23 protein-coding genes and 1 pseudogene are annotated in these 23693 nt (G+C 58.9%); 12 read left to right on the top strand and 12 right to left on the bottom strand.

Annotated features, from left to right (window positions below; all coding sequences use genetic code 11):
• Positions 1-23: 23 nt before the first annotated feature.
• Entirely contained in the window at positions 24-1262 is a 1239-nt protein-coding gene (locus tag JOH52_RS26845) for an MFS transporter (protein WP_014531306.1), read from the bottom strand.
• A complete protein-coding gene (wrbA, locus tag JOH52_RS26850) occupies positions 1259-1897 on the bottom strand; it encodes an NAD(P)H:quinone oxidoreductase (protein ID WP_017265582.1) in 639 nt (212 codons plus the stop codon). Before wrbA ends, JOH52_RS26845 begins: the two co-directional genes overlap by 4 nt.
• Positions 1898-2051: 154 nt before the next feature.
• Between wrbA and JOH52_RS26855 the strand changes: the two genes are divergently transcribed.
• Together JOH52_RS26855 and JOH52_RS26860 are read left to right on the top strand one after the other, a co-directional pair.
• Entirely contained in the window at positions 2052-2972 is a 921-nt protein-coding gene (locus JOH52_RS26855; protein WP_014527976.1) for a LysR family transcriptional regulator, read from the top strand.
• Between the two features lie 386 nt (positions 2973-3358).
• Positions 3359-3868, top strand: a complete 510-nt coding sequence (locus JOH52_RS26860) for a DEAD/DEAH box helicase family protein (RefSeq protein ID WP_014531309.1) — start codon at positions 3359-3361, stop codon at positions 3866-3868.
• A 590-nt stretch (positions 3869-4458) separates the two neighbouring features.
• On the opposite strand, the gene JOH52_RS26865 is transcribed toward JOH52_RS26860, so the two are convergent.
• Positions 4459-5451, bottom strand: coding sequence for a Bug family tripartite tricarboxylate transporter substrate binding protein (locus JOH52_RS26865; protein WP_003526811.1), 993 nt, complete (start codon positions 5449-5451; stop codon positions 4459-4461).
• A gap of 336 nt (positions 5452-5787) precedes the next feature.
• On the opposite strand from JOH52_RS26865, the gene JOH52_RS26870 reads away from it, so the two are divergent.
• The 4 genes from JOH52_RS26870 (at position 5788) to JOH52_RS26885 (ending at position 7983) form a co-directional block, all read left to right on the top strand.
• A complete protein-coding gene (locus tag JOH52_RS26870) occupies positions 5788-6462 on the top strand; it encodes an XRE family transcriptional regulator (protein WP_014531310.1) in 675 nt (224 codons plus the stop codon).
• 83 nt (positions 6463-6545) lie between these two features.
• On the top strand, positions 6546-6941 hold the full coding sequence (locus tag JOH52_RS26875) for an RES domain-containing protein (protein WP_267880237.1): 396 nt from the start codon (positions 6546-6548) through the stop codon (positions 6939-6941).
• Complete coding sequence (locus JOH52_RS35985) at positions 6824-7078, top strand: RES domain-containing protein (protein ID WP_017265580.1); 255 nt, start codon at positions 6824-6826, stop codon at positions 7076-7078. Before JOH52_RS26875 ends, JOH52_RS35985 begins: the two co-directional genes overlap by 118 nt.
• 560 nt (positions 7079-7638) lie before the next feature.
• A complete protein-coding gene (locus JOH52_RS26885; RefSeq protein ID WP_010968013.1) occupies positions 7639-7983 on the top strand; it encodes a hypothetical protein in 345 nt (114 codons plus the stop codon).
• A gap of 748 nt (positions 7984-8731) precedes the next feature.
• Here JOH52_RS26885 and JOH52_RS26890 read toward each other — a convergent pair.
• Both JOH52_RS26890 and JOH52_RS26895 read right to left on the bottom strand, forming a co-directional pair.
• Positions 8732-8950, bottom strand: a complete 219-nt coding sequence (locus tag JOH52_RS26890; protein WP_014527965.1) for a hypothetical protein — start codon at positions 8948-8950, stop codon at positions 8732-8734.
• An 11-nt stretch (positions 8951-8961) separates the two neighbouring features.
• Positions 8962-9243 (bottom strand): hypothetical protein, encoded by a 282-nt coding sequence (locus JOH52_RS26895; RefSeq protein ID WP_010968011.1) that lies wholly within the window; start codon positions 9241-9243, stop codon positions 8962-8964.
• A 440-nt stretch (positions 9244-9683) separates the two neighbouring features.
• On the opposite strand from JOH52_RS26895, the gene JOH52_RS26900 reads away from it, so the two are divergent.
• From JOH52_RS26900 to JOH52_RS26910, 3 genes are all read left to right on the top strand, one after another.
• Positions 9684-9974: a hypothetical protein gene (locus JOH52_RS26900; protein ID WP_014531313.1), complete on the top strand. Its 291-nt coding sequence runs from the start codon at positions 9684-9686 to the stop codon at positions 9972-9974.
• Between the two features lie 57 nt (positions 9975-10031).
• Positions 10032-10232, top strand: coding sequence for a hypothetical protein (locus tag JOH52_RS26905; RefSeq protein WP_026030398.1), 201 nt, complete (start codon positions 10032-10034; stop codon positions 10230-10232).
• 80 nt (positions 10233-10312) lie between these two features.
• Entirely contained in the window at positions 10313-12091 is a 1779-nt protein-coding gene (locus tag JOH52_RS26910) for an SLC13 family permease (protein ID WP_014531314.1), read from the top strand.
• Between the two features lie 163 nt (positions 12092-12254).
• On the opposite strand, the gene nhaA is transcribed toward JOH52_RS26910, so the two are convergent.
• Together nhaA and JOH52_RS26920 are read right to left on the bottom strand one after the other, a co-directional pair.
• Positions 12255-13568, bottom strand: a complete 1314-nt coding sequence (gene nhaA / locus JOH52_RS26915) for a Na+/H+ antiporter NhaA (protein ID WP_017265578.1) — start codon at positions 13566-13568, stop codon at positions 12255-12257.
• Between the two features lie 469 nt (positions 13569-14037).
• Positions 14038-14313 carry a DUF1488 family protein gene (locus JOH52_RS26920; RefSeq protein ID WP_010968007.1) on the bottom strand — a complete coding sequence of 92 codons (276 nt, stop codon included), beginning with the start codon at positions 14311-14313 and terminating at the stop codon, positions 14038-14040.
• A gap of 435 nt (positions 14314-14748) precedes the next feature.
• Here JOH52_RS26920 and JOH52_RS26925 point away from each other — a divergent pair, with 435 nt between their 5' ends.
• The 3 genes and pseudogenes from JOH52_RS26925 to JOH52_RS26935 all read left to right on the top strand — a co-directional run bounded on the left by JOH52_RS26925 (position 14749) and on the right by JOH52_RS26935 (position 16108).
• The gene (locus tag JOH52_RS26925; protein WP_026029853.1) at positions 14749-15129 is read left to right on the top strand and encodes a hypothetical protein; all 381 of its coding nucleotides are present in this window, start codon (positions 14749-14751) and stop codon (positions 15127-15129) included.
• A 381-nt stretch (positions 15130-15510) separates the two neighbouring features.
• Positions 15511-15788 (top strand): annotated as a pseudogene (locus tag JOH52_RS26930) (hypothetical protein).
• A 125-nt stretch (positions 15789-15913) separates the two neighbouring features.
• A complete protein-coding gene (locus JOH52_RS26935; protein ID WP_013845703.1) occupies positions 15914-16108 on the top strand; it encodes a DUF2934 domain-containing protein in 195 nt (64 codons plus the stop codon).
• Positions 16109-16411: 303 nt separating this feature from the next.
• Here the strand turns inward: JOH52_RS26935 and JOH52_RS26940 are convergent, their stop codons facing one another.
• The 5 genes from JOH52_RS26940 to JOH52_RS26955 form a co-directional block, all read right to left on the bottom strand.
• Entirely contained in the window at positions 16412-18757 is a 2346-nt protein-coding gene (locus tag JOH52_RS26940) for a PBP1A family penicillin-binding protein (protein ID WP_017265575.1), read from the bottom strand.
• Between the two features lie 749 nt (positions 18758-19506).
• Positions 19507-19770, bottom strand: a complete 264-nt coding sequence (locus tag JOH52_RS35360) for a hypothetical protein (protein ID WP_014990261.1) — start codon at positions 19768-19770, stop codon at positions 19507-19509.
• Positions 19763-21298 (bottom strand): S8 family peptidase, encoded by a 1536-nt coding sequence (locus JOH52_RS26945; protein ID WP_014531322.1) that lies wholly within the window; start codon positions 21296-21298, stop codon positions 19763-19765. Before JOH52_RS26945 ends, JOH52_RS35360 begins: the two co-directional genes overlap by 8 nt.
• A gap of 66 nt (positions 21299-21364) precedes the next feature.
• Positions 21365-21952 carry a helix-turn-helix transcriptional regulator gene (locus tag JOH52_RS26950; protein WP_013845699.1) on the bottom strand — a complete coding sequence of 196 codons (588 nt, stop codon included), beginning with the start codon at positions 21950-21952 and terminating at the stop codon, positions 21365-21367.
• Between the two features lie 343 nt (positions 21953-22295).
• Positions 22296-23522, bottom strand: a complete 1227-nt coding sequence (locus JOH52_RS26955; protein WP_014531323.1) for a bifunctional alpha/beta hydrolase/OsmC family protein — start codon at positions 23520-23522, stop codon at positions 22296-22298.
• Positions 23523-23693: the final 171 nt, after the last annotated feature.

Below are 23693 nucleotides of genomic sequence, written 5' to 3' on the forward strand. Positions count from 1 at the left end.
GTTTGAGGGCGCAACACCGGGGTTCAGAATCGACCTCCTGCGCGCGTAAGTGGGCTTTGGCCGGAAGCGGCTTCAGTCAATTGCCTCCTGTTGAAGGGCAGCACAAGCAGCGCTGCCACGAAGGCGATCCCAACAATAGCGACGGAGACCATCGGCCAGCCGAATGCGCCGGCAAGGCCGCTGGCGGCGGCAGGACCGATGATGAGGCCGAGGTTATTGCCTTGCATGGCGAAGCCGATGGTCACGCCGACGAGTTCAGCCCCCGGGGCTTGACGCGGCGCGCTATCAAAAATGACGACGGGGATCAGCCCGCCGGCGAAAGAGAAGACGACACAGAGCGCATAGGAGGCGATGGCCCACAGGGTATGGCTGAAGATCCCGATCCCGCAAAGGGCCATGATGCCGAAGCTGAAGTTCAACAGGCGCGCCGGCTGGAAGCCGCGGGCGAGTAACTGTCCGCACACGAGGTTGCCGACGCCGCTCGCCGCTATGGCCAGCGCGCTCAACATGCTCGCCGTCTCATTGCTTATCCCGAGGCGTTGAGAAAGCAGCGGTGGCAGAAGGCCGAATACGGCAAAGAAGATCGCCGAGAACGCCGTGAACAGACCTCCCAGCACCCAGGGTCCGGGCGAAACAAGCGCCTCACCGATGTCTTGATGGATCTTGCGGTACGGTCGCGGGTGGTTGGGTGGCGGGTGCAGGCCCCACCTGAGAAGCATCGCGTAGCTGACGAGGATCGAGGCATTCAAGAACCAAAACCCGCGCCAAGTGACGATGCTCAGCAGCGGTGCGGCGAGCATGATCACTGTTAAGCCCACTGGCATGAAGCTTGCCCACAGTGCCATCGCCCGGTCGCGGATCTGGATCGGGGCTAATCCGGAGATCAGGGCGGGGGCGGCAACAACAAGGCAGAGAAAGCCGAGACCTTCGATCACCCTTGTCGCGAGAAGGGCAGTAAAGCCAGGCGATAGCGCGCCTAAGGCCGAACCAGCAGCCTGAAGAAGCAGGCCAAGGGCAGCCATTGTTCTGGCCCCGATGCGGTCGACAGCCAGTCCGATTGGAGCACCGGCCAGAGCGCCGAGGATGGCGAAAGCTGAGATGAGCCACGACGCTGCGGCGAGACTGAGCGCCAGATCCCCCTGTACCGCGGCAAGTGCGGCCGGCGCCTTACCCACCTGGAAGGCAGACACCACGCCCGCGCCCACGACGAGCGAAATCCGGGGCCATGCCGATCCGCCCGATGTGAATTGGGAGACAATCAACGGACCAGCTCCGGCTGAAGGTGACTGCGACCGAGGGCCATGGCAGCTGCGACCTCGGCGACGTGCCTGCCCTGAAACCGTGCGCCGTCCAGTTCATTGGCGCTCGGGCTGCGGTCGCGGTGGTTTTCGTCCTCAGCCAGCGTCGAGGCGCCGTATGGCGAACCGCCGGTGATCTCGTCCATACGCATCTGGCCTTTGAAGCTGTATGGCAAGCCCACAATCACCATGCCGAGGTGCAGCATGACGACGTGCGTGGAGAGGATCGTCGACTCCTGTCCGCCGTGTTGACTGCCCGTCGAGGTGAAGACGCTGCCAACCTTCCCGACCAGCTTGTTTTCGGCCCACAGGCCGCCGGTCTGGTCGAGAAAATTCTTCATTTGGCTCGCCATGTTGCCGAAGCGAGTCGGCGTGCCGATGACGATTGCATCATAGTCGGCAAGCTCGGCAACGGTTGCGATGGGCGCTTCCTGGCCGAGCCGGTATCCTGAACTCCTAGCGACCGCCTCCGGCACGAGTTCCGGCACGCGCTTGAGCGCCACGGTGGCGCCCGCCTGCTTGGCCCCACTTGCGACCGCTTTCGCCATTGCCTCGATGTGACCATACGAGGAATAGTAGAGCACGAGCATCTTGGTCATCTCTTCGTCCTGTCTTGTTGCGGGTGACCGGACGCGGACGAGGTTGCCTCCGTGCCGGTCAGCACCGGTTGCCTTCTGCCAACCAATAGATGACATGGGCGAGTGATCAGGGTAATTGTGAAAAAATCGGCCAAGTCGATCTATGGAATAGATCATGTTGGATGCCCTTACGCTCGACCAGATGCGCATCTTCGTCGCCATAGCGGAGACGGGGAGCTTCCGCGCGGCCGCTGCGCGCCTCTCCCGAGTTCAATCCGCACTCAGCCATGCGGTTGCCAATCTGGAGGCGGAGCTCGGGGTCAGCCTCTTCGACCGCTCCGGGCACCGGCCGGTGCTAACGCCGGCGGGCCGCTCGTTACTGAGCGATGCGCGCGCCATCCTTCTCAAGACAGACACAATGCGCGCGCGTGCTCGCGGACTTGGCGGGGGAGTCGAACTTGGGCTGACGATCGCGCTCGATCCGCAATTTCCGCCCGGTCTCGCCGGTGCTGCACTGGAGGAAATGCACCGGGACTATCCCTCGGTCGCCATACGGCTACTCACGGCATCTCTCGGAGAAGCAGTTCATGCGCTACGGGAGCGCCGCTGCGCTGTGGCCATCAGTGGCATCGATCTTCCCGATCCACATATTGAACGGCGGGCGCTCGCCCTTGTGCCGCGCGCCGCCGTCGTCGCTGCGAGCCACCCACTCGCTGTCTTGGCTGCAGCGGGAAATCCGGTCACAGCCGCGGATCTGGCGGACCATGTGCAGGTCGTTGCCGAGGATCCATCTCCGCTTACACGAGGCCGCGACTTTAACGTTCTGTCTCCTGGAACATGGCGGGTGGGTGACAACATGACAAAGCATGCGCTCATCCTCGCCGGAATCGGCTGGGGAAACTTGCCGCTCTGGCTGGTCGAGCGCGATTTGGCGGAAGGCCGGCTCGTGCGGGTTCCCGCCGCGGAATTCGGTCCGCAAGGCGAAACGCTGACAAATGCCTACCTGATGCATAGGACCGACGAGCATCTCGGCCCTGCCACACGTGCATTTTGCGACGCGTTGCTGCGCATGGCCGGCCACCGAACGGTGCCGTGATGCCACCTTCTCGCCTGTGGCCAGAATGTACTACGCAGCTCGACGACGATCTGCGGCGCCCACGCGATTTCCGAGGGCGGCCGGATGGTGCTTGGGGCGCAGGCCGGCAAAGTAGGCCCGACGGGGGTGTTCCGCAAAGCCGGAATCACCCATTTTCAGAGCGCGATAGAAACGCCGTCAACCTGATCCTCGAAGCACGGCTCAAATCTTTCGGCAGATCAACGACTACGTCCGCAGCGGCATCGTAGTAGTTCGCCAGATCGGTGCCACTGCCGCCGTCGAACCGGTCGGCGTACCGAAACCTTCCTTGCTCAAGTGAGTTCGTTGGTGAAGCGTCCGCACTAGAGTCTCTTCTCACCGGATTGAATGCCATGTAAACGGCGCCTATGGGAATTAAGAACTATCTGATCGAAGGCGGCTCCGGCACTGGAAAGACGTCTGTCGCTACCGAACTGGAGCGGCGGGGCTACCATGTCGTCCATGGTGACCGGGTCTTGGCCTATGTCGGCAATCCTGAGACAGGCCAGGCGCTCGCAGGACCACCCAAAGGCGCGGACCGCATCGTTTGGGGGTACGCGCACTGGATCTGGCCTGTCGACAAGGTCCGCGTTATTGCTGCCTACACCACCTATCCTGTCACCTTCTTCTGTGGTGGCTCGCGCAATTTCCACAAATTCCTCGACCTTTTCGACAAGGTTTTCGTGCTCGACACAGACGTCGAGACGTTGAACCGACGATTAGATGGGCGGCCAAATGAGCCGGGCTTCGAGCAGGCAGAGCGCGCGTTGGTACTCCGCTACCATGATACCCGGGAATACCTTCCAGCCGGCATCAATATCGACACGGCGGGCACCGTCCAAAGCGTCGTCGACGGTATCCTCGCTCAACTCACTTGAAGCCCGAAAAGTATTGTGAATGGATGGAAAGCACTCGAATATTGCAGGAAAGACCCTAGCCGCTTGGAATGGCTCACTGGCGGAGTAGCCAATGATGTTTGAAGCGCACAGGGGTGGCTTGCAGTCGCCTGCCTTGGTACGCCGAGCGACGCTGATCTGGCTTGGGCGACCGGCAGCTTTCGGAACGACGAACCGGCTTGCCAAACGGCCGGAATGAGGGCGCGAAGCGATCTTTCAGTAGATTGAACCTTTATGTCTGCAATTTGCCGAAGGGGCCGTACCTCACGAGCCCCGTGCACGGCTTGTTGCGAGGATGTTCACGTTCTAGGCTTTAAAAGATCGCGTAATGTATCGAGTGGAACGCCATCGTGAGCCTGCCGCACGCGGCAACACGGAAGTCTCACAATAGGCGCCCTGGTAGCACTGCCATCCTCCGATCACGACGCGGTGAACGATTACTGCTCACTGCACCGCAGCAGGCGGGCATTCTTCTGCTGGAAGCTCATTCGGTCCCCCGAGAAATAACTGAAGTTCGACATCCTTAGCTTTTCCGGCCGGGACGAATTGAGTCGGTAGGCGACAGCTGCAGATTAATCCATCTGGATGTTGGCGTCGCGGACAACCGGGATCCATTTGGCAAGCTCGGCTTTGACGTGGGCGGCGAGCTCCTCGGGCGTCGAACCCACGATCTTGGCGCTGAATTCCTCCATGCGTTTCTGCACCGCTGGATCGGCCATGGCCTTCTTCGCAGCTTCGTTAAGTCGGGCGATCACCGGCTGTGGCGTATTGGCCGGAGCGAAGAGCGCATTCCAGGTATAGGTCTCGTAACCGGGAATGCCCGACTCAGCGATGGTCGGAATGTCCGGAAAGGACGATGCGCGTTCTGCCGTCGTGACAGCGAGCGCGCGAAGGGTGCCAGCTTTGATGTGACCGGATGACGAGGGGAGGTTGTCGAACATGATCGGCACCTGATTGCCGAGAACGTCGTTCAGTGCCGGGCCGGAGCCCTTGTAGGGAATATGCTGCATCTCGACACCAGCCATCTTCTTGAAGAGCTCGCCGGAAAGATGTAGCGGCGTTCCATTGCCCGAGGAGGCGTAGGCGTACTTCTCGGGTTCAGCTTTCAAAAGCGCCAGCAATTCCTGGACGGTCTTGGCGGGCAGCTCCGGGTTGACCACCAGGACGTTCGGAACGACGACCAGGAGTGAAATCGGTGCGAAATCCTTCTCGGGATCGTAGGGCTTGGTCTTGAGGATCAGGGGGTTCAGCGCATGGGTCGCGACTGTCGCCATGAGGATCGTATAGCCATCCGGTTCGGCGCGCGCGACATTGGCTGCCCCGAGGTTACCGCCGGCGCCGGCGACGTTCTGAACGATGACCTGTTGGCCGAGATCCTCGGACATTTTCTGCGCAATGATCCGCGCGACAACGTCGGTCGAGCCGCCGGCAGCAAAGGGAACGACAAGCGTAACGGTCCGATCGGGAAAGTCCTGCGCTTTTGCGGGCGCGCCAAGCGCGAGCGCGGACCAGAAAGCAAATCCGGCGGCCATGGCGGCGCGGCGGGTCAAGCTTGGAAATATCATGCGAAAATCCTCCCGATCTTAAACACAAGGTGCTGGCGTGCTGCCGGCTGTTCTAACAATAGGGCCGACTTCCTGTCACGCAATGGGCGGATACGATTCGCCGTGATTGGCCGGTGAAATATGGGGTTCTTCAGTGTTCTCCCGTTGGCCCCTTGAAGCACGGCCGACGGCTTGCTAACCGAATCGGTCGCCGAAGGCACATGGCGATCATGGTTCTCTCTAAGATCCAGGCAAACCATAGCCACTGCGGCTGGCCGAAAGCCGTGATTTACGAACTTAACAAACTTGACGAACTGTCCCATCCTGCCTAAGTTATAGCGCAGGAGGCCGAAGACCATGCCCGCGACGAAGACTCTAGCCAACGAATCCCGAAACGATTCTTCGAACATTGCGCTCTCGATGAAGCTGCCACGGAAAGCCGATTTCGAGAAGGCGCTGATCAGGCAATACGCCAAGGCGGTCAAGCTGAGCCGAAAGGCCGGCCATCAGGTCAGTTTCCGCGTCGTCGTGGATCCGCTAGCCGGCGCGCAGACGATTTCAGTCGTTGAAGAAGAGCCGCTGTGTCATCAGGATGCGTTTCCGGTAGAAGAGGTGCCAGAACCGGATGATGAACTCCAGGCAGCGTTGGCTGCCGCACGGGAATGCGGCCGGCGTCGCGCGGCGGAAATTCTCGCGGAGGGCGATATGCTGAGCGCGGAAGCGTTCGCGGACCTGCTCGGCGTTTCGCGCGTCACCGTCAACACAAAGCGCCATAACGGGCAGGTTCTCGGTCTCGACGGCGCCAAGCGGGGCTTCCGTTTTCCGTTATGGCAACTCGATCGGGACGGTCGACCCTATGCTGCGCTTCCAAAGCTGCACGAGGTCCTGGGCGGTGCATGGGCGGTTTATCGCTTCCTTGTCACGCCGCACGGCGCTTTGAATGGCCGGACGGGCCTCGACGCATTGAAACGCGGTCAGGACGAAGATGTGGTTGCAGCGGCCGAGGGTGTCGCCCGCGGTGACTTTCGCTGAATGGCCGCATCAAGCCGCCCCCCGGTTTCGAGAATTCCCCGCTCGATATCGAGACCGTTCGTGCCGGTCGTCGATTTGGACGAATCTATGCGAGCGCCTTTCCCGATCCGTTAGGATATGGAAAGACGCCGAGCCGGTTCAGTGATCCCCGCCGGCGTGACCCGGCAAGGCGGTTTGGTGTTGTCTATTTGGGCGACACACTCAAGGTCTGCTTCCTGGAAGCGGTCTTGCGTGATCGGCGCGATGGCCTCATGGGCGATCTCCCGATCGATGAGAAGGAGATCTATGCGCGGCGCTACGCAGAGATTGAGACGATCGCGGATCTCCGTCTTGTTGATCTGCGCGAGGACACGCGATCAGGATGGGAGTGCCGACGGATGTCGCAAAATCCTCCCGCCAATCCCTCGGGCGGGCGTGGTCGCTTGCTTTCCATGAGCACCGGTCCGTGCCGGACGGCATCATCTATCCTTCCCGCCTGAACGGACATACGAATCTCGCGATCTTTGACCGCGCCATCTCAAAACTGTCGGCAGTACGCGTCGTGCCATTAATTGGAGCACCGGGCCTTGCCACCATCATCAACGATCTTCGTGTGAGCCTCGTCGACATCATTTAGACCAAGGCCATGAAACTCAAACCGGCCGCACTTGCCAGCGTTGGACCTCGCGGTGTCGAGCGCACGAGGCCGCCAATTCCGCGTTGGCCGCCTAAGTCGCGGAGTTCGCTTTCAGCGCGCGGTTCATCTCGGGCTCCGCTCGATAGTTGATCTGCGTCACAGCGCCCCCTCAGTCGAATAATCATGGCATTGGGTGGGCGGCTTCACCAGCCAAGACCACCCGTCGTTCAGTTCTTTTGAAGCTGGGCCGAGTTTGCCGGACCGCCAGCGACACCACGTCCAATCCCGAACGGACCAGCGTTGTCTCATCGGGAGTACGAAGCTGTTCAGGGCGAGTCAGGGGGAGCAGTCGGGCAATCCGGATTTCTCGGCCCACAGCTCTAGGAAGTCGTCTGGCGACAGCGCGCGGGGAAATAGCTACTAAGGTCCATGCGCTGAGCATGAGACGCGCGGGAATCCGTGAGACAAGATGCGAGACTTCCTCATCTGATTATCGAGTGCGGTCTTAATGTGATAGAAGGTGGCTGTAACGTGGTTCGTAGGCCAACGAGGAGGTCACCATGCCGCCGAGAAAAGGCACCAAGGATTACCAGAACGAAATTATCAGAGTGTACTACGGCATCAACAACCAAACGCTTGGAGTACAGTCAGTGTGGGAGACGCGCGGCGGTAAGCTGGCCTCGATGTCTGCCGGTCACCACTTTAGGCACCAATGTGTTGCTGGAAATATCGCTCACTCGCACGCGGTGTCCGTTGCCTTCGACCTTACAGGCGTTTTCACGCTGCCCGTGGATGTTGAGAACCATCCACTTGTAAACGAGCTTGAAGAGAAGGCCTCGATCATGCGTGCCCAACGAACCCACGACGCCTTCCGTGAGGTCCTCTCGATTGTCGGTGCCAAGTGAACCACCGCGCTGCTCTACGCTGAACGTCGTCGCGGCACCCGTTAGGGCGTCAAATTTGTCAGTTGGACGATATGCGCGAAGGGTGTCACCGGCCACTTGCCGTTTTCATCCTTTGCTGCTCTGTAAATCATGACGCCTCTATCCATGGTGAACGTGGCCTGTGCATACTTCCGTTTCAGGATCTCTGTAACGATCACGAGAGGTCGTCTTGGTGCCCGTATTCAATGGTCAGACGCTCTTCCTAAACAGAACGCGCGCGCTCCAGCGAGAAACGTGCGTGCTTTCGTCAGACGGGTGCCGTCGAAACTCGGCCATCAGAAAACTGCAACGTCTTGAGCACCTTTCCTCCGCGGAATCTCAAACTCGACGCAAACGGCCTCGTCTTCGCATCGAAGGACGCACTTCGGCCTTGCTCAACGCTGGGACGATCTCGTCGTGATAGTCGCGCATCGTTTTATCCGGCGCTTTTTGCAACGTATTGAGAACCCGTAGTGCCCGTGCGGCATTCGTGGGGTTAAGCTTCCTGCCATTGTCCAATGGCCTGTTCTTACTGTCTCCCCTGTGAAGAGGTGGTGGATCGTATAGGTACCGTCTCCTTCGAAACGGCGGTCATATTGATAGAATTGTCCAGATCTGTCAGGCGCCCCGCCTTCAGACTCCCATACGCTGAGGGCGAGCGCGTGCTCCTCGTGTTTGCTCTTCAACTTTTGGCCCTCCTCGGGCTTGCTCTTACCGCGAGCGGCAATCGTCAGTGAGGGGATGCCATGCCCCATTCAATCGGTTCGAGATTGTCTTCCCCGCTGACGCGTTCCTGGCCGAGTTCGTCATTGCGAATGCGATACTGGGGCCAGTTGGATGTCCACGGCAGTTTGGCCGTGATGCGATAGGTCTCTGCCGCGCCGGGCGAGATATACGTTCTGTCTTTGAGGCGCACGGACAGACCGATGGGGAAGGTATGGTCGCGCATTGAATTTGCCTTCACAGGTTGGATGACGCTGCCGCATCGCGCTGATCGAAGGCTATGAGGCCTTCGAGCTCCTCTGGATCGATCGGCACAAGGCGCATTCGGTACTTGTTCTCGGTTGTTGCCGGGAGCGTGATGAACGTTGCTACGCGACGATAGGCCGACCAGGAGAGACCTTCGATCAGCTCCTCTTCTTCATCGACTACGTAGTCGCCGGCAGTGACCATCTCAGATAGTCCTGATATCCAGAATGGCTTATCAAAATGAACCGTTCGGTGTTTTGTTCTGGCGAACATGATTTGTGTCCTCTGCGGGATTTAAAAGTGGGTCGGATCGGCAGTTTTTTTAGCTCGGGGAGTTTTCCGTCCCGACTCGCTTCTAGAAACAGAAACTCCCGCCGATATCAATGGTAAATAAATACACCGACATTGAGGCATTACTAAGTCACGAGACAAGAAGTTACAGAGAGGACGGAACAAGACGTTTATTTATTCCAAATTAAATGTGCGGGAAGAATTTGATTTTTCTCGGAATTGGCGGTGCGGTAGCGTAAAGATGGCATCGAAATAATAGTATTTTCACATTTTTATCTTTAGGGAGCAGATGAAAAATCTGGATTGCAACTGGCTTCGGGTTAAAGAACAGGCCCGAGTCGATCTCGATCGCCGGTTACAGGGATTAGAACAGGACATTCCAACAGAGCCTTGAACGGAGAAAACCCTATGCCATCGGCCTGGTGGTAGGAGGTTTTGCTGCACCCATCGTCGGGTTCAATGCGGGATGGATTACTACCACGACGGCCAGCGCGCAGGCGGCCGAGACACCCAGAGGGGATGCGCTCACGGGCATTTGCTCGAGTGCCGCAGGGCGAATGGTAACCGCCCGCAGCACAGGCATGGCCACCTTCAAGGGCTACGACAATCGTGCGAAACGCGACGAGCGCGTCGCCGTCATTATGACCGATATTCGGGTTCCGGCGGACATCCTCGACAAGATCAGCACGGGCTGTAGCCGCTCACTATCTTGAAGCAACGCGAAATGCCATGCTTTGGGCATCTCAGAATTCCGCAATCAGGAGGGCGAAATGAAGCTCGTTCACGCTCGCTTCTATACCTACGATTTCACGCGTTTGGTCGCGATGATTGCCTTTACTCTGGCGATTGCCGTAGATTGTCTATTCGGTCCTTTTCGGAAGCATTCTATAGGCGCCGATCATGCGTGCATCCGTTCAATGAAGCTGGAAAGCATCGTGGACCGGCGTTGGGAGTGCCGAGCCATTGAATGAAGCCGACAAGTTATCCCGACATTAGCTCTTCAGGCGAGTAAAATGGACTCGACATCGGAAGAGTTCGTCGGATACTAGAGATGACACAGCCTCAGGCTTTCGCATTCGCCATTCTGATCGGCCTGATGATCGCTTTCATATGGGGACGCCTTCGCTACGACCTCATCGCAGTTCTTGCGTTGCTCGCCGCAGTTTTCACCGGCATTGTGCCGCATAAGGTAGCGTTCTCCGGCTTCGGGGACGACATTGTCATTATCGTCGCCAGCGCACTCGTCGTAAGCGCCGCGTTTGAACGCAGTGGTGTCATAGAGGCATTCCTTCATCGCGTGGCGCCCCGCGTGACTTCTGTGCAGGGTCAGGTTGTTATTCTCGTGGCGGCGGTCACGGTTCTTTCCGTCTTCATCAAGAATATCGGGGCGTTGGCGATGATGATTCCGGTCGCGTTCCAGATGGCACGCCGCTCGAAAGCATCCCCTTCGTCATTTCTTATGCCGATGGCGTTCGGCTCCTTACTCGGTGGGCTCATCACCCTCGTCGGCACATCACCCAATATTGTCGTGTCACGGATGCGTGAGGAACTGACGGGCCAGCCTTTCAGCATGTTTGATTTTACGCCTGTCGGTATTGGTATTGCGGCAGCGGGAGTGGTTTTCCTGGCTTTCGGCTATCGGCTGCTTCCTCGAGACAGAGAGGCGGTGCCTACGATGGAGAAGGCTCTGAGTATCAAGGACTACATGACGGAAGCTCGCATTACCGGGAATTCGCAGGTCGTCGGCAAGTCGATCAGGCATTTGTCGGCTTTGCTGGATGACGAGGTCATGGTCACCGGGCTCGTGCGAAATCAGGCCGAGCGCCTTCTGCCACTGCCGGATCTCGTCCTCCAGGTGGACGATATCGTCTTGCTGGAAGGAGATCCTGAAGCACTGGAGCGAGGTATAAGGCGCGCGCGCCTGGAACTGGAAGGGCACAACCGCCCCACCGAAGCAAAAGGAGTCGACGAAGAGATTGCCGGAATTGAAGTGGTAGTCGGTCCGAGATCAGTCTTGATTGAGCAAACGGCCAAGCGCTTGGCGCTGCATAACCGATTCAACATCAATTTGCTCGCGGTAAGCCGGAGTAGCCAGCGCTTCACCGAACGTTTGCGCGACATCGTGTTGAGATCGGGTGACGTTCTCGTTTTAAAGGGCGATCTCGTGCTTCTCCCGACCAAGCTGATGGAACTCGGCCTTCTTCCTTTGGCCGAACGGGAGATCCGACTGGGCAATCCGCGAGAACGCCTGATGCCCATGCTGATCCTAGCCGGCGCAATGGCGTTCACCGCATTGGGTGTATTGCCCGTTGCCACCGCGTTCTTCGCCGCTGCTGTTCTGACGGTTTTGTGCGGTGCCCTTTCGCTCAGAGAAGCTTACGAGGCGGTCGACTGGCCTATTGTGATAATGCTCGGCGCTCTCATCCCAGTCAGCGAGTCCATCCGTACGACCGGTGGTGCCGATCTTATTGCCGGCGCCCTCGCTCAGCTTGCCGGCGCCTTGCCCGTCTTCGGCGCGCTTGCAATGATCATGGTGGTCGCAATGGCCGCGACGCCGTTTCTGAACAATGCCGCCACCGTTCTGGTCGTCGCCCCAATCGCGGTTACCCTTGCTCACCGCCTTGGCTACAACCCGGACGCCTTTCTGATGGCAGTCGCAGTAGGGGCAGCTTGCGATTTTCTCACGCCCGTCGGACACCAGTGCAATACTCTGGTTCTGGGACCTGGTGGTTATCGCTTCGGCGACTATTGGAAGTTGGGGCTGCCGCTCTCGTTTATTGTGGTCGTGCTGGGCGTGCCTTTGATACTGTTGTTTTGGCCGACAGTTTAGTGCGTCGCGCCGATGCAGCGCGTCTGTCGCGCGATAGAGATAGCCGGCGGGACTGGAGAAGCGGATCGGCATTCTGCGGCAGTGTCCTATCCCCTTCATAACGGTTCCGGGCGATGGACGCAGAATGCGGATGCGTCGCTAGGAACGCCGATGGGCGCCTTCACTATCGTCTGTTAGGAGACGTCAGTAAGGTCAGCGCCATAAAACCGAGTGCGGCCGATATGACGGAAGCGCCGAGCACACCGAGCTTGACGGGGATCAGAAGCTCGGGCTCGAAAGCAAGCTCGGCAATGAACAGAGCCATGGTGAAGCCGATCCCGGTCAGCAGACTGCCGGCCGCCAACAGGCTCCAGGATAGCTGTTCCGGACGACTCGCGAGGCGAAGTTTCACGGCGAGGAAACTGAAGAGCACAATGCCAGCCGGCTTGCCGACCACGAAGGCGACGACAATTGCGATCGTGAGGGGAACGTCGAAGTTTGCATCCTCTATCGGGACGCCCGCGTTGGAGACGGCAAAGAGCGGCATGATTGCGAATGCGACCCAGGGATGGAGGGCGATCTCGAGACGCTCGATCGGCGACACTGCTTCGCGGGTCGCGACGCCTGCCCGATGAAGGTCGCTGCGTGCCGCCGTGTCACGGCTGCGATGGTCGCCGGGGGGATGGGCGATCACCCGGTCGAGTATCGCGTGGAGGCGGATCTCGCTTACCCACCTTCGCGCCGGCGTCATCAAGCCAAGTATCACTCCGACGAGCGTCGCGTGAACGCCCGATGCGTCGAATGCCAGCCAGATGGCGCTACCCATCACGAAATAGACCGGAATGCTGCGGATGCCCAGAAGGGCAATTCCTGCGACGAAGGCAAATCCGAGTCCTCCGGTTCCGAGTGCCACCCAATTCAACGGTTCGCCATAGCCGACCGCCACGATCAATATGGCGCCGATGTCGTCGAAGATCGCAAGAGAGAGCAGGAACAGTCGCAAGCTACCAGGTACGCGCGAACCGAGCAAAGCAAGGCATCCGATGACGAACGCCGTGTCCGTGGACATAACGGTGCCCCAGCCGCTCGCACCCGGCCCTCCGCCGACAAGCAGCAAATAGATTCCGGCCGGTGCAGCCATCCCCCCGAGAGCGGCGGCGACGGGTAGAGCGGCCATGCGCGGATTGCGCAGCTCCCCCAGCACCAGCTCGCGCTTCAGCTCAAGGGCGATGACGAAGAAAAAAAACGTCATCAGCCCGTCGTTGATCCAGTGCTTCAGCGAACGATAGATCCCGATGTCGCCCAGTCTGACACCCGCGGGCATCTCCCAAAAGGCGAGAAACGACGACGACCACGCGGTATTTGCGAGGCCGAGCGCCAAGAGCGTGCTGAGCAAAAGGATAATGCCCGCGGTGGCCTCGATCCGGAGGAACCGCATAAACGGCTTGGTAAGCCGATCTGCCGGTTCCCTGGGAAGCCGTGAGAGACTGTCGTTCATGCCGTGAACCACTCCTGCGGTTTTGACCGCGACTGGCAAATGTCTCCAGCGGCTATTGCGACGCCTGCACCGCATTAAGTCCACACCCGGACGACTTCAGGTTGGGCGTCCCGAAAGACTTGATGAGGGTGACATCGGCCGCATCACGGCCTCACCAAACAGGGATCGTGCCGACCCGCAGCGTATCGTCGCTCGGATCGTATTTGTGCCATCCATCGTCACGAACACCTCCATTCAGGCATTGGAATCCATCGGGTCGACGACCGCCTTCGTCCTTGATTGTGGCATCGCCACGTATCGTCATTTCACCGCCGGTGCTACAAGCCGCCGGCACCGGTGACCCAAGAGATCGCTATTAGTGATGTCGGCACATCGGGGGCGGTCAATGTCGTTTCAGGAACGCGAATATAGGCCGCCGTCTCGTGGAGCGCAGCAGGCCTACGAGCGCGGATCAGCCTCTGGATCCATCCTAGCGGAAATGGGCGGCGGTCAGTGTGTAACAATCGCGACGGCCGCCCGAGTAGGCCTTCCGTGCGACATCATAGACGGACGAGCGCAATGCGTCGAAAGCAGAAAGGAGCTTCGATTCAGAGACTTTCGATCTGCCGAGTTCGGCATCGGCCACCACGAGCGCGTCAGCCTCGACGAAGAACCGCACCTCAAACATACCCTCGTGGCCAAGAAAACGGACGGCGTTTCTTTTTTCATCGAAGCTGCGGCTCGAATTTGGAAATATCAGCGTCATAATCAGCGTGCCTCTGTTTCGCACGACGCTGAAGGCGCGGGTGCAGATTAGGCTGCCCCGCCGCCTCCAGCGTTCCGTATGCGAAGGTTATGGTCGACAAGCGCCGGTGAAGTGGGCGGTGCCTACGTATAGCAGGTTTGAACGAAGCGACTCTCCACGCCCGCGCGGCGCGAGACCTCGCATCCTAATCGTGGTGAATAGAAGGTCCTTGAGGCGGCGAACCCAAACCTCAGCCAGATGAACGAGTTGTATATATGTGCCTGAATTGGGCTTTAAACAAGGCGCTCGGGTCTTCCGGACGCCGAATCCGCCTGATTGTTCCGCCTGTGTGAAGGTCGCCAAGACCAGAGACGGCGATAGCGCTCGCGAGGAACCAGGAACATCCAGACGCACGCAGCGTTTTGTTTCAGAGACTTGATGCACTGGGAGGTGATGATGAGAAAGCGCTCCCCCAAATTATCGCCTGAGGTGCGCGCGGCGATCAGCGCATTTTTGAACGGGTGTCAGAAAGAAGCCCGGCCATTTGCGACCTCTGAAGCCCTTGGCGCCGTGCGGCGCATGTTTCCTGACCTGGATATATCAGATACAGATCTCGTGGCCGCCATCAGCAGCGAAGCAGCTTCCGCGGGCTTCGACGTAGACACCCTAGAACCAAAGTCTGCGCCGCGCATGAGGGATTCGCTTGAAGAATGGGACAATGACGGCGGCGCAGTCGACAAATTGCCGCGCGGCGAAACTCAAGGCAGGCGTGGCAATGACACGGACGGCAAAGGGCGGCGGGCAAAAGCGACCAAGGATAGAAATGAGCTTCTCTAGCACGGCACAGCGAGAGGCTCAGAAGTTCGGTATCGACAATTCGCGAACTTCAACCCCGGCGCAAGCCGCTTTTTTGAGGCCTGTGCAAGGTGAGTCTCTGCGAAGGAATCCGCTCGCACCGCTGAATAGTCCTTCAGGAAAGCCGGTGAGGGAAGAAGCGCCCATGCCTTTCCTCATCGCGCTCATCTTGGTCCTTCGGCGGGACCCACCTGGTGCCTCCGGCACTCTTGACCCTCCGATCAATCGCGTCTTTACGAATGAAACGCAGACGATTGCTATTTGCATGGCCAAGGCGCAGTGTGCCGAACTTCGGTAGCAAATATTACGGGCGCTGCTGTTTGAGGGCTAGCAGGCCCTGGCCCCAAAGGAAAGGAGGACGTCATGTCTTCCATCGAAAACAATATCTCATCTGTCGATTTTGAGATGATCCGGTCCGTCTTGGACGATGCCGGCTACGATGCCAGCGTCCTTGTCGAGGATCAGTGTTTGTTCGACACGGCGGCGTTGCTCGTGACCAAGCTGTTCCTCGGTCGGCACTAGCCGCGAAGCTGGAGTGTCAACTGGGCAGAGCCGGCACGCACAGGCACAGGCTGTCGCTGTCGCTGTCGCGCTACACAATTCAAGGTTTTCCGCTTGAGTCACAGGCGAACAAGTCATAAGCGGTGGCTATTTTGAGGCTCTTCGACTGCCAACGAGTGTTAGCTTGCTTAATCGAGCCAAGGTTCATCGGCAGGCTCCGGAAGTGATTGCGAAGTTGCAAACCGTTGAATAAGGAGTGCACGCAATGGCACCAAGTAATGAACGAAGTAGAGAAGACCGGATCCGCGAACGTGCCCATGAAATCTGGGAGCGCGAGGGTCGCAAGGATGGTGATCACGAGCGCCATTGGGACGAGGCGGAAAAGGAAATGAGAAAGAAAGAATCCGGCATAGGTCCCTCCGCGAACCCATCGGGGCCGGGCGATCCCACCGGCGAATGAGTGTTCCGAAGAAACGACTACAATAGTCCGAAGAGCCCACATCAGCGCCGCTCGGAAGCTTGCGACGATTCTGTTTATATTCTGTGCCTTGCGTGGTTCAAATAAATCGCGCCAACTCTATCTCCACAGGGCGACATCCGGGGAAACGAACCCCAACCGCGAACTGGTGCACGCTCACGCCCCAAGGGGACCAAATCGCAGCGACATTATGTCTTGGTCACAAAGCAAGCGAGGTGCTCCATCGCCAGGGCGCACCGCTGTTGGCTGTGCGCCAGCGCCCTGAGTCGGTAGTCCAGGCAAACATTATTTTTCGCATAATCGACGCCGGCCGGAATAGGGCTGGTAAGTGCAATCCGAAGGGCGGAAGGAACGATAGCTGCGGGAGCAAGCTGTAATGTTGCAGGATTGCGGTACGCCGTGGCTGTCGACAATCGTGCCCTCCGGCCGCTCAGGAATTGGCGCAGGCGCGGCCATGGCCTCCCGCATGAAGTCCCGCCAAATATGCGCTGGCAGGTCACCACCGGTGACCCCCTTCATCGGCGTGTAGTCGTCATTGCCTACCCACACGGCGGCGATGAGCGGCTCCGTGAAGCCTACAAACCAAGCGTCGCGATTGTTTTGGCTGGTGCCGGTCTTGCCGGCCGCGAATGCGCCCGGATCGGCCTCGCGCCCGGTTCCGCGCTCGACTGCTAACTGCAGAAGCCCAATAAGGTCGGACTGGTAGGCCGATAGATCAATGGCGGGCGTGGTATGTGAGCCAACCCGAAACGCCCTCGGCTGCCCGGCCGCCTGAAAGTGGACAATGCCCCAAGGCTCTACGGGTGCCTTGCCGAAGCGGACCGACGCATAGGCGCTCGTAAGTTCAAGTAAGCTTACTTCCGACGTGCCGAGGGCCAGAGACGGTGTACTAACAAGGGGTGCATCGATTCCGAGCTCGCGCGCAGCGGCGATCACATTGTCGAGCCCGACTTCTTGGGCAAGCGCCACTGTCGGTGCATTCAGCGACCGCGCGAAGGCCTCGGCAATGGAAACCCAGCCGCGATATCGGCCGCTAGAGTTCTCCGGCGACCAGCCATTGACGTCGATCGGCGCGTCGAGGACCCGGTCAGTTGGAGTGAACCCGGCCTTCAGCGCTGCATAGTAGACGAACAGCTTGAAGGTGGAGCCAGGTTGCCGCATCGCGGTGACCGCACGGTTAAACTGGCTTTGCTTGTAGTCGCGGCCGCCGACCATGGCAACTACCGCTCCATCCGGCGTCATGGCAACCAACGCGGCCTGGGATGCGCCGACAGCCCGTCCTTCAGTATCCAAGGCATTTCTTACCACTCTTTCAGCGATCTGTTGCAGGTGCGGAACGAGCGTCGTGCGTACCGTGGTGGTACCCGGTGAGGGACCGGCAATCTCGCTCGCCCGTGGCGAGATCCAATCGGCGAACCAGCTTCCGGAGCGTGGCGTCGGCATCGTCGGATTTAGCGTGGCGAAGCTTTCCTTGACTCGTTCTGCGTCGGGCGCGGTGATTTTGCCGTTGGCCACCATTGTGTCGAGAACGACGGCGGTGCGTTGCCGGGCGCCTTCCAAATTGTCGATCGGATTCCATTGGCTTGGGGCCCGCAACAACCCCGCTAACATCGCGGATTCCGGCAGGTTTAGCACGTCAATGTTCTTGTTGAAGTAGACGCGCGCGGCTGCAGGCATGCCTGTCGCGCCGGCGCCGAGATAGGCGCTGTTGAGATAGCGCGTCAGGATTTCCTTTTTGCCGAGTTTCAACTCCAGCCAAAGGGCGATAACAAACTCCTGTATTTTTCGTTTTATCGTGCGGTCGCTGTCGAGGTATTGCAGCTTGATGAGCTGCTGGGTGATCGTGCTGCCGCCCTCTATAACCGAACCAGCTTCGAAGTTTCGAACGAGCGCCCTTCCGATGCCTCGGACATCGATACCGAAATGATCCATGAACCGCCGATCCTCAATTGACAGCACGGCATCGATCAGATGTGGCGGGAATTGGTTATATTGCGCGTAGGGGCCTTGATAGGGGCCCTGCCTTACCAGCGGTTCTCCGTCCGCTGTTTCGAGCACCACGACGGGTTTCAGGGTTCCGTTGCGAATCTCGTTCCAGGGCACGTCCTTCAGCGCCCATACCATTACAGCTCCAATAAGCACGATGCAGGTCACGAAGGTCAATCCGACAGTGACTTTCCACCCGCTGGTATTTTGCCATGCGTATCGGCTGAACTTCAGAGGCCTTGTCAGATAACGAACACCTCGTCCTGTGTTGGCCACAGCAGTCGCAGACCATTGGCTGATATTGTGAATGGTTGGTAAATCAGCCTGTCGGCTCGATTTGTTGAACTTTGCCTTTAAAGAGGAAGCGGCCGCCTTGGCACTAACCTTCGTCGAGATGGAGATTGCATGCAAATCATGGCGCAACGCCTGCAGTAACTTGTGCGCTGCCAGTCTGCTCTGCTCAAATGGTCTAGGGGGCTGTTGCGGCTGGTCAGCTTGGATGAATGCGCTGGCTTCTCCTTCGGAGGTCGAAACGGATTCCGCCCCTGCGTGGTCACCCGCGAAATTCGGCGTTGCTTCCGCTACGCCGCTACCTTTATCGGAGCCACTGGCACTTCGACATTGGGTTTTAGAAGGGCGTGGCATTGGTTACCGTAAAAGGCTCCAGAGCGACTTGGAAAGCTTGCAGCGTAGCACAGCGACGCGGCGGCTGCCGGGTGGCCCGTCCCAGCCACGACGAGATCCAAGGTGACGCGGGACTTGGGGCAAAGCGGTAAAATCAGTGAAGGGCTTCTTCGTATGGTTTAATTGACGTCTGCTCATTCCCGGCCCGCTCGCGTTCCAGTGGGCTCGATCGGAGAGATTTGTCCCTTTGCCCATTCGGAGACGGCAATGGCAGAACCAAGCAACAGCACGGGCAGTGCCAGTGCGACAAGGAACCTGAGCACCTGAAGCCGTCGGATGCGTCTTCCCTCCCAATCGTAATCCATCGTCTCTCCGCCTGGCGTGTGCGCATCGCAGAGTAGCCAGTAAGACAGGAAACCAGGGAGGGGTCGACCGGTCGAGTCTTTTCAACGTGTTCAGGCCGGGAATCCATTTCCCCTCGCTGAATTTTTCGCGCTCGTCGTATGGTCATAGGACCTTAGTCCGTCAAAAAAACGGGCAAAGGTCCTACACCGTTCCGAGATTACAAGGCCGGGCACACACCAACTGCCCGAGGGAACGACGCTGATCATTCATCCAGACGTTTCTTTGGAGTTTTTCGCTGTGCCTTCTCGCAAACGATGGAGACATAGGGCAGCCGCGTTCGCTTGGCGGACGATTCGCCGCTATCAGGGCTCGGGCACATCTCCTGCGATGCAGAAGATCAACTGTACTGTCCGCAATGTGGCGCACTATGTCCGAGTTTGCAGCCCCCGTCGCGCAGGTATGGTGACCTGCTCCACCTCCGGCATGTCTCTTATGGCTGAGAGGCAATCAGGTACGATTGACCCTTCACTCAAACGAGCGAAATGTATTCGCCTCAAGTTAGCGCTGCTACTGTCGCGTTTGACCGGAGCCGTCAGCTCAACACCCGGGAGAGCCTGAATCCTATTCAACAGGCGCTCGCGTTCGTCGACACTCATGCCGATGCGGATCGTGAATATGATGTCAGTCATTGGTGCCTATGCCGGCAATCAATCGTTCCAGGTTTAAACGACCATACCCGAAATCGGGGGTAAAGTCTTGTTCGCCCATCGCGGGCACCTTGTCAGCACTGGCCGTAAGGGCGCTTCGGATCGCCGCGGGGTCTCTCTTGCCTCCATTTGCGATGTAGAGTGCCGCAGCCGCTGCAACGTGCGGGGCGGCCATCGAAGTACCGGGCCAGGCGTCGTAGTCCGTTTCGCGGATAGCGGCCTTTCCTTGCCACCAATGGCCATCCGGGCCCCTTTCTGCCCTCCAACCTATTTGGCCCGGGTAGGTCGGGAGCGTTGACCAGATAGCATCGCCCGGCGCTGCGATCGTTATGTGGTTGCCCCTGTTGGAAAAATTCGTGATGCGGTCCTGGAGGTTTGTCGCTCCCACAGCGATAACGCCTGGCATTGCGGCAGGGTATGAGATTGGGCTACCGTCGCGTCGTTCGTTCCCCATTGCCGCAACAATGGTGCTTCCGTTGGCCAGCAAAGCCTCAAAGGCCGCACTTTCTGTCGGATCCGGCGCCCCTCCGCCACCGATCGAGAGATTGATGACATCGATGCCCTGATCCACGCAGTCGAGCAGCGCACGTAGATACATCACCGGATCGACAAAGTATGCAAATTCCGCTGTTCCATCGGGATGCGTCAGCAAGTCAGGGCGATCGTCGAAAATCTTCCACGCATGGATCCTCGCTCGCGAAATGCCGTTGATGCCTACGTCGTTGTTGATCGTCGCAGCAATCGTACCTGCCACATGAGTACCGTGTCCTATCAGATCTTGATCTGAACTCGCCCCCGGGAGGTCCGGGTGCTCATATATGTATCCGGCGACCTGGTCTTTGAGGTCAGGGTGACCAGCATCAATTCCCGTATCGAGGACCCCGACCTTGATCTCGCTCGCGTCGTTGAAACCATTCAGGTCCCGCGCTTCTTGCCAATTGATTTTGCGGAGATTCCACATTGTGTGCGACGGTGGCGGCGCCGCGGCGCTTCGCTCCCGGCCGACGGCTGATGCTTTGGACGGGTTTCGCGGCTTTTTCGCTGTCAAATAGCGCAGCGGAACCCGTGAAACGGACGCGACGCTTGGATCACCAGCAAGCGCGAGCTGAAGCTGTCGCACGTCGGCAGCGCTTGCCAACTCGAGGAGACTCGCTGCGCCGCCCGGGGTCCGTTCGTCCATCGCAGCACTTAAATTGAGGGCAGACGCAGACCATCCCTCCGCTTCGTTTCCCGGAGCCCCAAGAAGCTCCGGCATGACACGGGCGTTGCGAACGGAACTGACGAGCATTCGGCTGGCATAGTGCGGTGCCTCCTTCGAGAGAGGTGTCACGCGTTTCACCAATCCGGCCCGTTCATAGTAGGCCAACGCCTGGAGACCACTGCTCAACGCAGAACGCGCTGCGGTAAATGTCGCCTCGAAACTTGCTTGGCGTTGCTGGGGCCGCATCCGCACGAACAACATCGCCTCGTGGTAAAGGGGAAACCCCGAATTCCTAAACAATGGCCCCATAGGCACATCCTCCGCCTCGTCTTACCTCCGACGATACTGGCAACTGAACTGGCCGACAATTTGGGTTTATTCGGTGTCGGTCACATCCTTGCTGCGTCCCTCTGGAGAGTGGCGCAGGCAAGCCGCCATGCCCGCGGAGACATCCCCTTCCAGGCCATGAAAGCTCGAGTGAAGTGCGCAGGGTCGGTTTATCCGAGTTGACAGGCAATCTGCGAAATCGAGGAATCCGGTGTAGCGAGCATGCATCTCCGCCTGACGCTCGAGGACCGCCTTTAGTGTAGCCTCAAAGCTCATGCCCTGCTCGGCCAACCTGCGCTGTAAGGTACGTCTCGACATCCCGAGCCGACGACCCATCCGGTCAATTGTGGGGCGATCGTCCAACAAATCGAGCAGGATCAGGTGTTCGATACAAGACAGGAGGTCATCTCCAATTTGCCGAGTGCAGCTAACGGCGGACGAAGGTTGTGCCGACCTCATCGGCCTCGACGTGTCAAGCTGGTGGCGTGGAAAATAGAGAGCAGCCTCCGTGCTGAGCGACAGATCAGTGCCCAGGATGAGCTCGGCTTCCGATTTTGCTTCTATCTGCGATCCTGAAACCATAGCGCGGAGCGGTGCCCAGGTCGGCCCCATGAAAGAACGCACCAGGTCCATCATATAGCCAACGCCAGGAATTCATTCTTCTGCCGCCCGACCTCGCAAGGATCGGTTATCTGTGCGCGAACCACGGGTCTCCGGTTCGAATCTGCTCAAGGCGAGGGATAGGAATCCCGGACTGGGAGCATCTCGCCAACTTCCGATCGTCTCAGTCGCAGCGTGAGCGGAAGCGGTGGGGACTTGCTGAGTGACAGCAATGGGCCCCAGAAGCCGAGTCTTCGAAGGAGCGGAACGCAAAAATCCCAAAGAGGAGCCGTTTTGGCTTTGCATCGTTGTCGAGACCCGCGCGACATGCTCGGCCTAGAGATCCAGTTGGTGTTATTGCCCTGTCACTTGGGCACTTTCACTTCACGACCGTTTTTATCTTCGCCACTGTTTCGAGCGTGCGATGGACCGGGCACTTGCCGGCGATTTCGACGATCTTCTCGCGAAGCTCTTCCGAGACCTCACCTTCGATGGAAATGACTCGTTCGAAGCGGTCGATTTTGCGGCTATCGCCACGTTCCGTCTCGGTGCACTCCTCGCAGTCCTTAGCATGGATTTTGGTATGCGAGACGTCGACGCCGATGCGCCCGAGCTTCAGCTGCTTGTGGCCGGCATAAAGGCGCAGCGTCATCGAGGTGCAGGCGCCAAGTGCGATCGCCAGGAAGTCGTAGGGCGATGGTCCGGAATCGAATCCGCCTACGCTTTCGGGTTCATCGGCGAACAGCCGATGCCCGCCAGCCTGAATCGCGTTCTGAAACTTGCCTTCGCCGGTTTCCCTCACGTGGACATGTTCGATCGGGCCCGCGCCTTGCGGCGTGTCGGCGGCAAGATAGCGTGTCAGCCATTCCGAAATGATCCGTCCGGCAAAGGCCGCGTCCTCAGGGTCGGTGAGCAGGTGGTCGGCCTTGTCCAGCGAGATGAAGCTTTTCGGATGCCTGGCCGCGACGAAGATTTCGGTGGCGTTCTCGATCCCGACCGTATGGTCCAGCGGCGCATGAAGGATGAGGATTGGCTTCTTCAGCCTCCCAACAGCATCCTTAATGCGGTGCGCACGCGTGTCCTCGACAAATTGCTTTCTGATAAGGAACGTGCGCCCTGCGAGATCGACGTCGGCCTCACCGTTCTTGTCGATCTCCTCGAGGCTCGCTCCGAAGTTCTTCAACACGTGGCCGACATCAGCCGGCGCGCCGACGGTGGCTACGGCGCGCACTTCCGGAATTTCCCCGGCGACGGCGAGGACCGCTGCGCCGCCGAGCGAGTGGCCGATCAGCACCGCGGGTGCCTGATAGTGGTGGCGTAAATAGTTCGCGGCTGAAAGAAGGTCGGCAACGTTGGAGGAGAAATTCGTCGAAGCGAATTCGCCTTCGCTCGATCCCAGCCCCGTGAAATCAAAACGCAGGACAGCGATGCCTTCACGCGCAAGCTCCGCCCCAATCTGGCGTGCCGCCGCCAGATCCTTGGAACAGGTGAAGCAATGGGCAAAAAGCGCGTAGGCGCGCAATGGCCTATTTGGCAGATCGAGGCGGGCGCTAAGCGTCGCGCCGGAATGCCCGGAAAATTGGAGCCGTTGCGTATTGAATGCCATGGTAACGACCCTCCGCTGCAGATAAGTATTTTACATCTGCAACGCCTACCGCCTAGGCGGAAGTCGTCATCGTTCGAATTCCTGGTCAGCGTAGCTCGCGGAGCGCAGCCGGTAGCGAGGGAAACTGCCCGAGTGTTTCCGAGGAGCCCGGCGTATCCGCAAGGCACCTCG

This window comes from Sinorhizobium meliloti (assembly GCF_017876815.1).
GTDB classification, from domain to species: domain Bacteria; phylum Pseudomonadota; class Alphaproteobacteria; order Rhizobiales; family Rhizobiaceae; genus Sinorhizobium; species Sinorhizobium meliloti.

Coding starts and splice junctions, on each gene's coding strand:
- wrbA (WP_017265582.1), bottom strand. CDS start 1,897: ATGACCAAGATGCTCGTGCTCTACTATTCCTCGTATGGTCACATCGAG.
- JOH52_RS26855 (WP_014527976.1), top strand. CDS start 2,052: ATGTTGGATGCCCTTACGCTCGACCAGATGCGCATCTTCGTCGCCATA.
- JOH52_RS26860 (WP_014531309.1), top strand. CDS start 3,359: ATGGGAATTAAGAACTATCTGATCGAAGGCGGCTCCGGCACTGGAAAG.
- JOH52_RS26865 (WP_003526811.1), bottom strand. CDS start 5,451: ATGATATTTCCAAGCTTGACCCGCCGCGCCGCCATGGCCGCCGGATTT.
- JOH52_RS26870 (WP_014531310.1), top strand. CDS start 5,788: ATGCCCGCGACGAAGACTCTAGCCAACGAATCCCGAAACGATTCTTCG.
- JOH52_RS35985 (WP_017265580.1), top strand. CDS start 6,824: ATGGGAGTGCCGACGGATGTCGCAAAATCCTCCCGCCAATCCCTCGGG.
- JOH52_RS26885 (WP_010968013.1), top strand. CDS start 7,639: ATGCCGCCGAGAAAAGGCACCAAGGATTACCAGAACGAAATTATCAGA.
- JOH52_RS26890 (WP_014527965.1), bottom strand. CDS start 8,950: ATGCGCGACCATACCTTCCCCATCGGTCTGTCCGTGCGCCTCAAAGAC.
- JOH52_RS26895 (WP_010968011.1), bottom strand. CDS start 9,243: ATGTTCGCCAGAACAAAACACCGAACGGTTCATTTTGATAAGCCATTC.
- JOH52_RS26905 (WP_026030398.1), top strand. CDS start 10,032: ATGAAGCTCGTTCACGCTCGCTTCTATACCTACGATTTCACGCGTTTG.
- JOH52_RS26910 (WP_014531314.1), top strand. CDS start 10,313: ATGACACAGCCTCAGGCTTTCGCATTCGCCATTCTGATCGGCCTGATG.
- nhaA (WP_017265578.1), bottom strand. CDS start 13,568: ATGAACGACAGTCTCTCACGGCTTCCCAGGGAACCGGCAGATCGGCTT.
- JOH52_RS26920 (WP_010968007.1), bottom strand. CDS start 14,313: ATGACGCTGATATTTCCAAATTCGAGCCGCAGCTTCGATGAAAAAAGA.
- JOH52_RS26925 (WP_026029853.1), top strand. CDS start 14,749: ATGAGAAAGCGCTCCCCCAAATTATCGCCTGAGGTGCGCGCGGCGATC.
- JOH52_RS26935 (WP_013845703.1), top strand. CDS start 15,914: ATGGCACCAAGTAATGAACGAAGTAGAGAAGACCGGATCCGCGAACGT.
- JOH52_RS26940 (WP_017265575.1), bottom strand. CDS start 18,757: ATGCCACGCCCTTCTAAAACCCAATGTCGAAGTGCCAGTGGCTCCGAT.
- JOH52_RS35360 (WP_014990261.1), bottom strand. CDS start 19,770: ATGACTGACATCATATTCACGATCCGCATCGGCATGAGTGTCGACGAA.
- JOH52_RS26945 (WP_014531322.1), bottom strand. CDS start 21,298: ATGGGGCCATTGTTTAGGAATTCGGGGTTTCCCCTTTACCACGAGGCG.
- JOH52_RS26950 (WP_013845699.1), bottom strand. CDS start 21,952: ATGATGGACCTGGTGCGTTCTTTCATGGGGCCGACCTGGGCACCGCTC.
- JOH52_RS26955 (WP_014531323.1), bottom strand. CDS start 23,522: ATGGCATTCAATACGCAACGGCTCCAATTTTCCGGGCATTCCGGCGCG.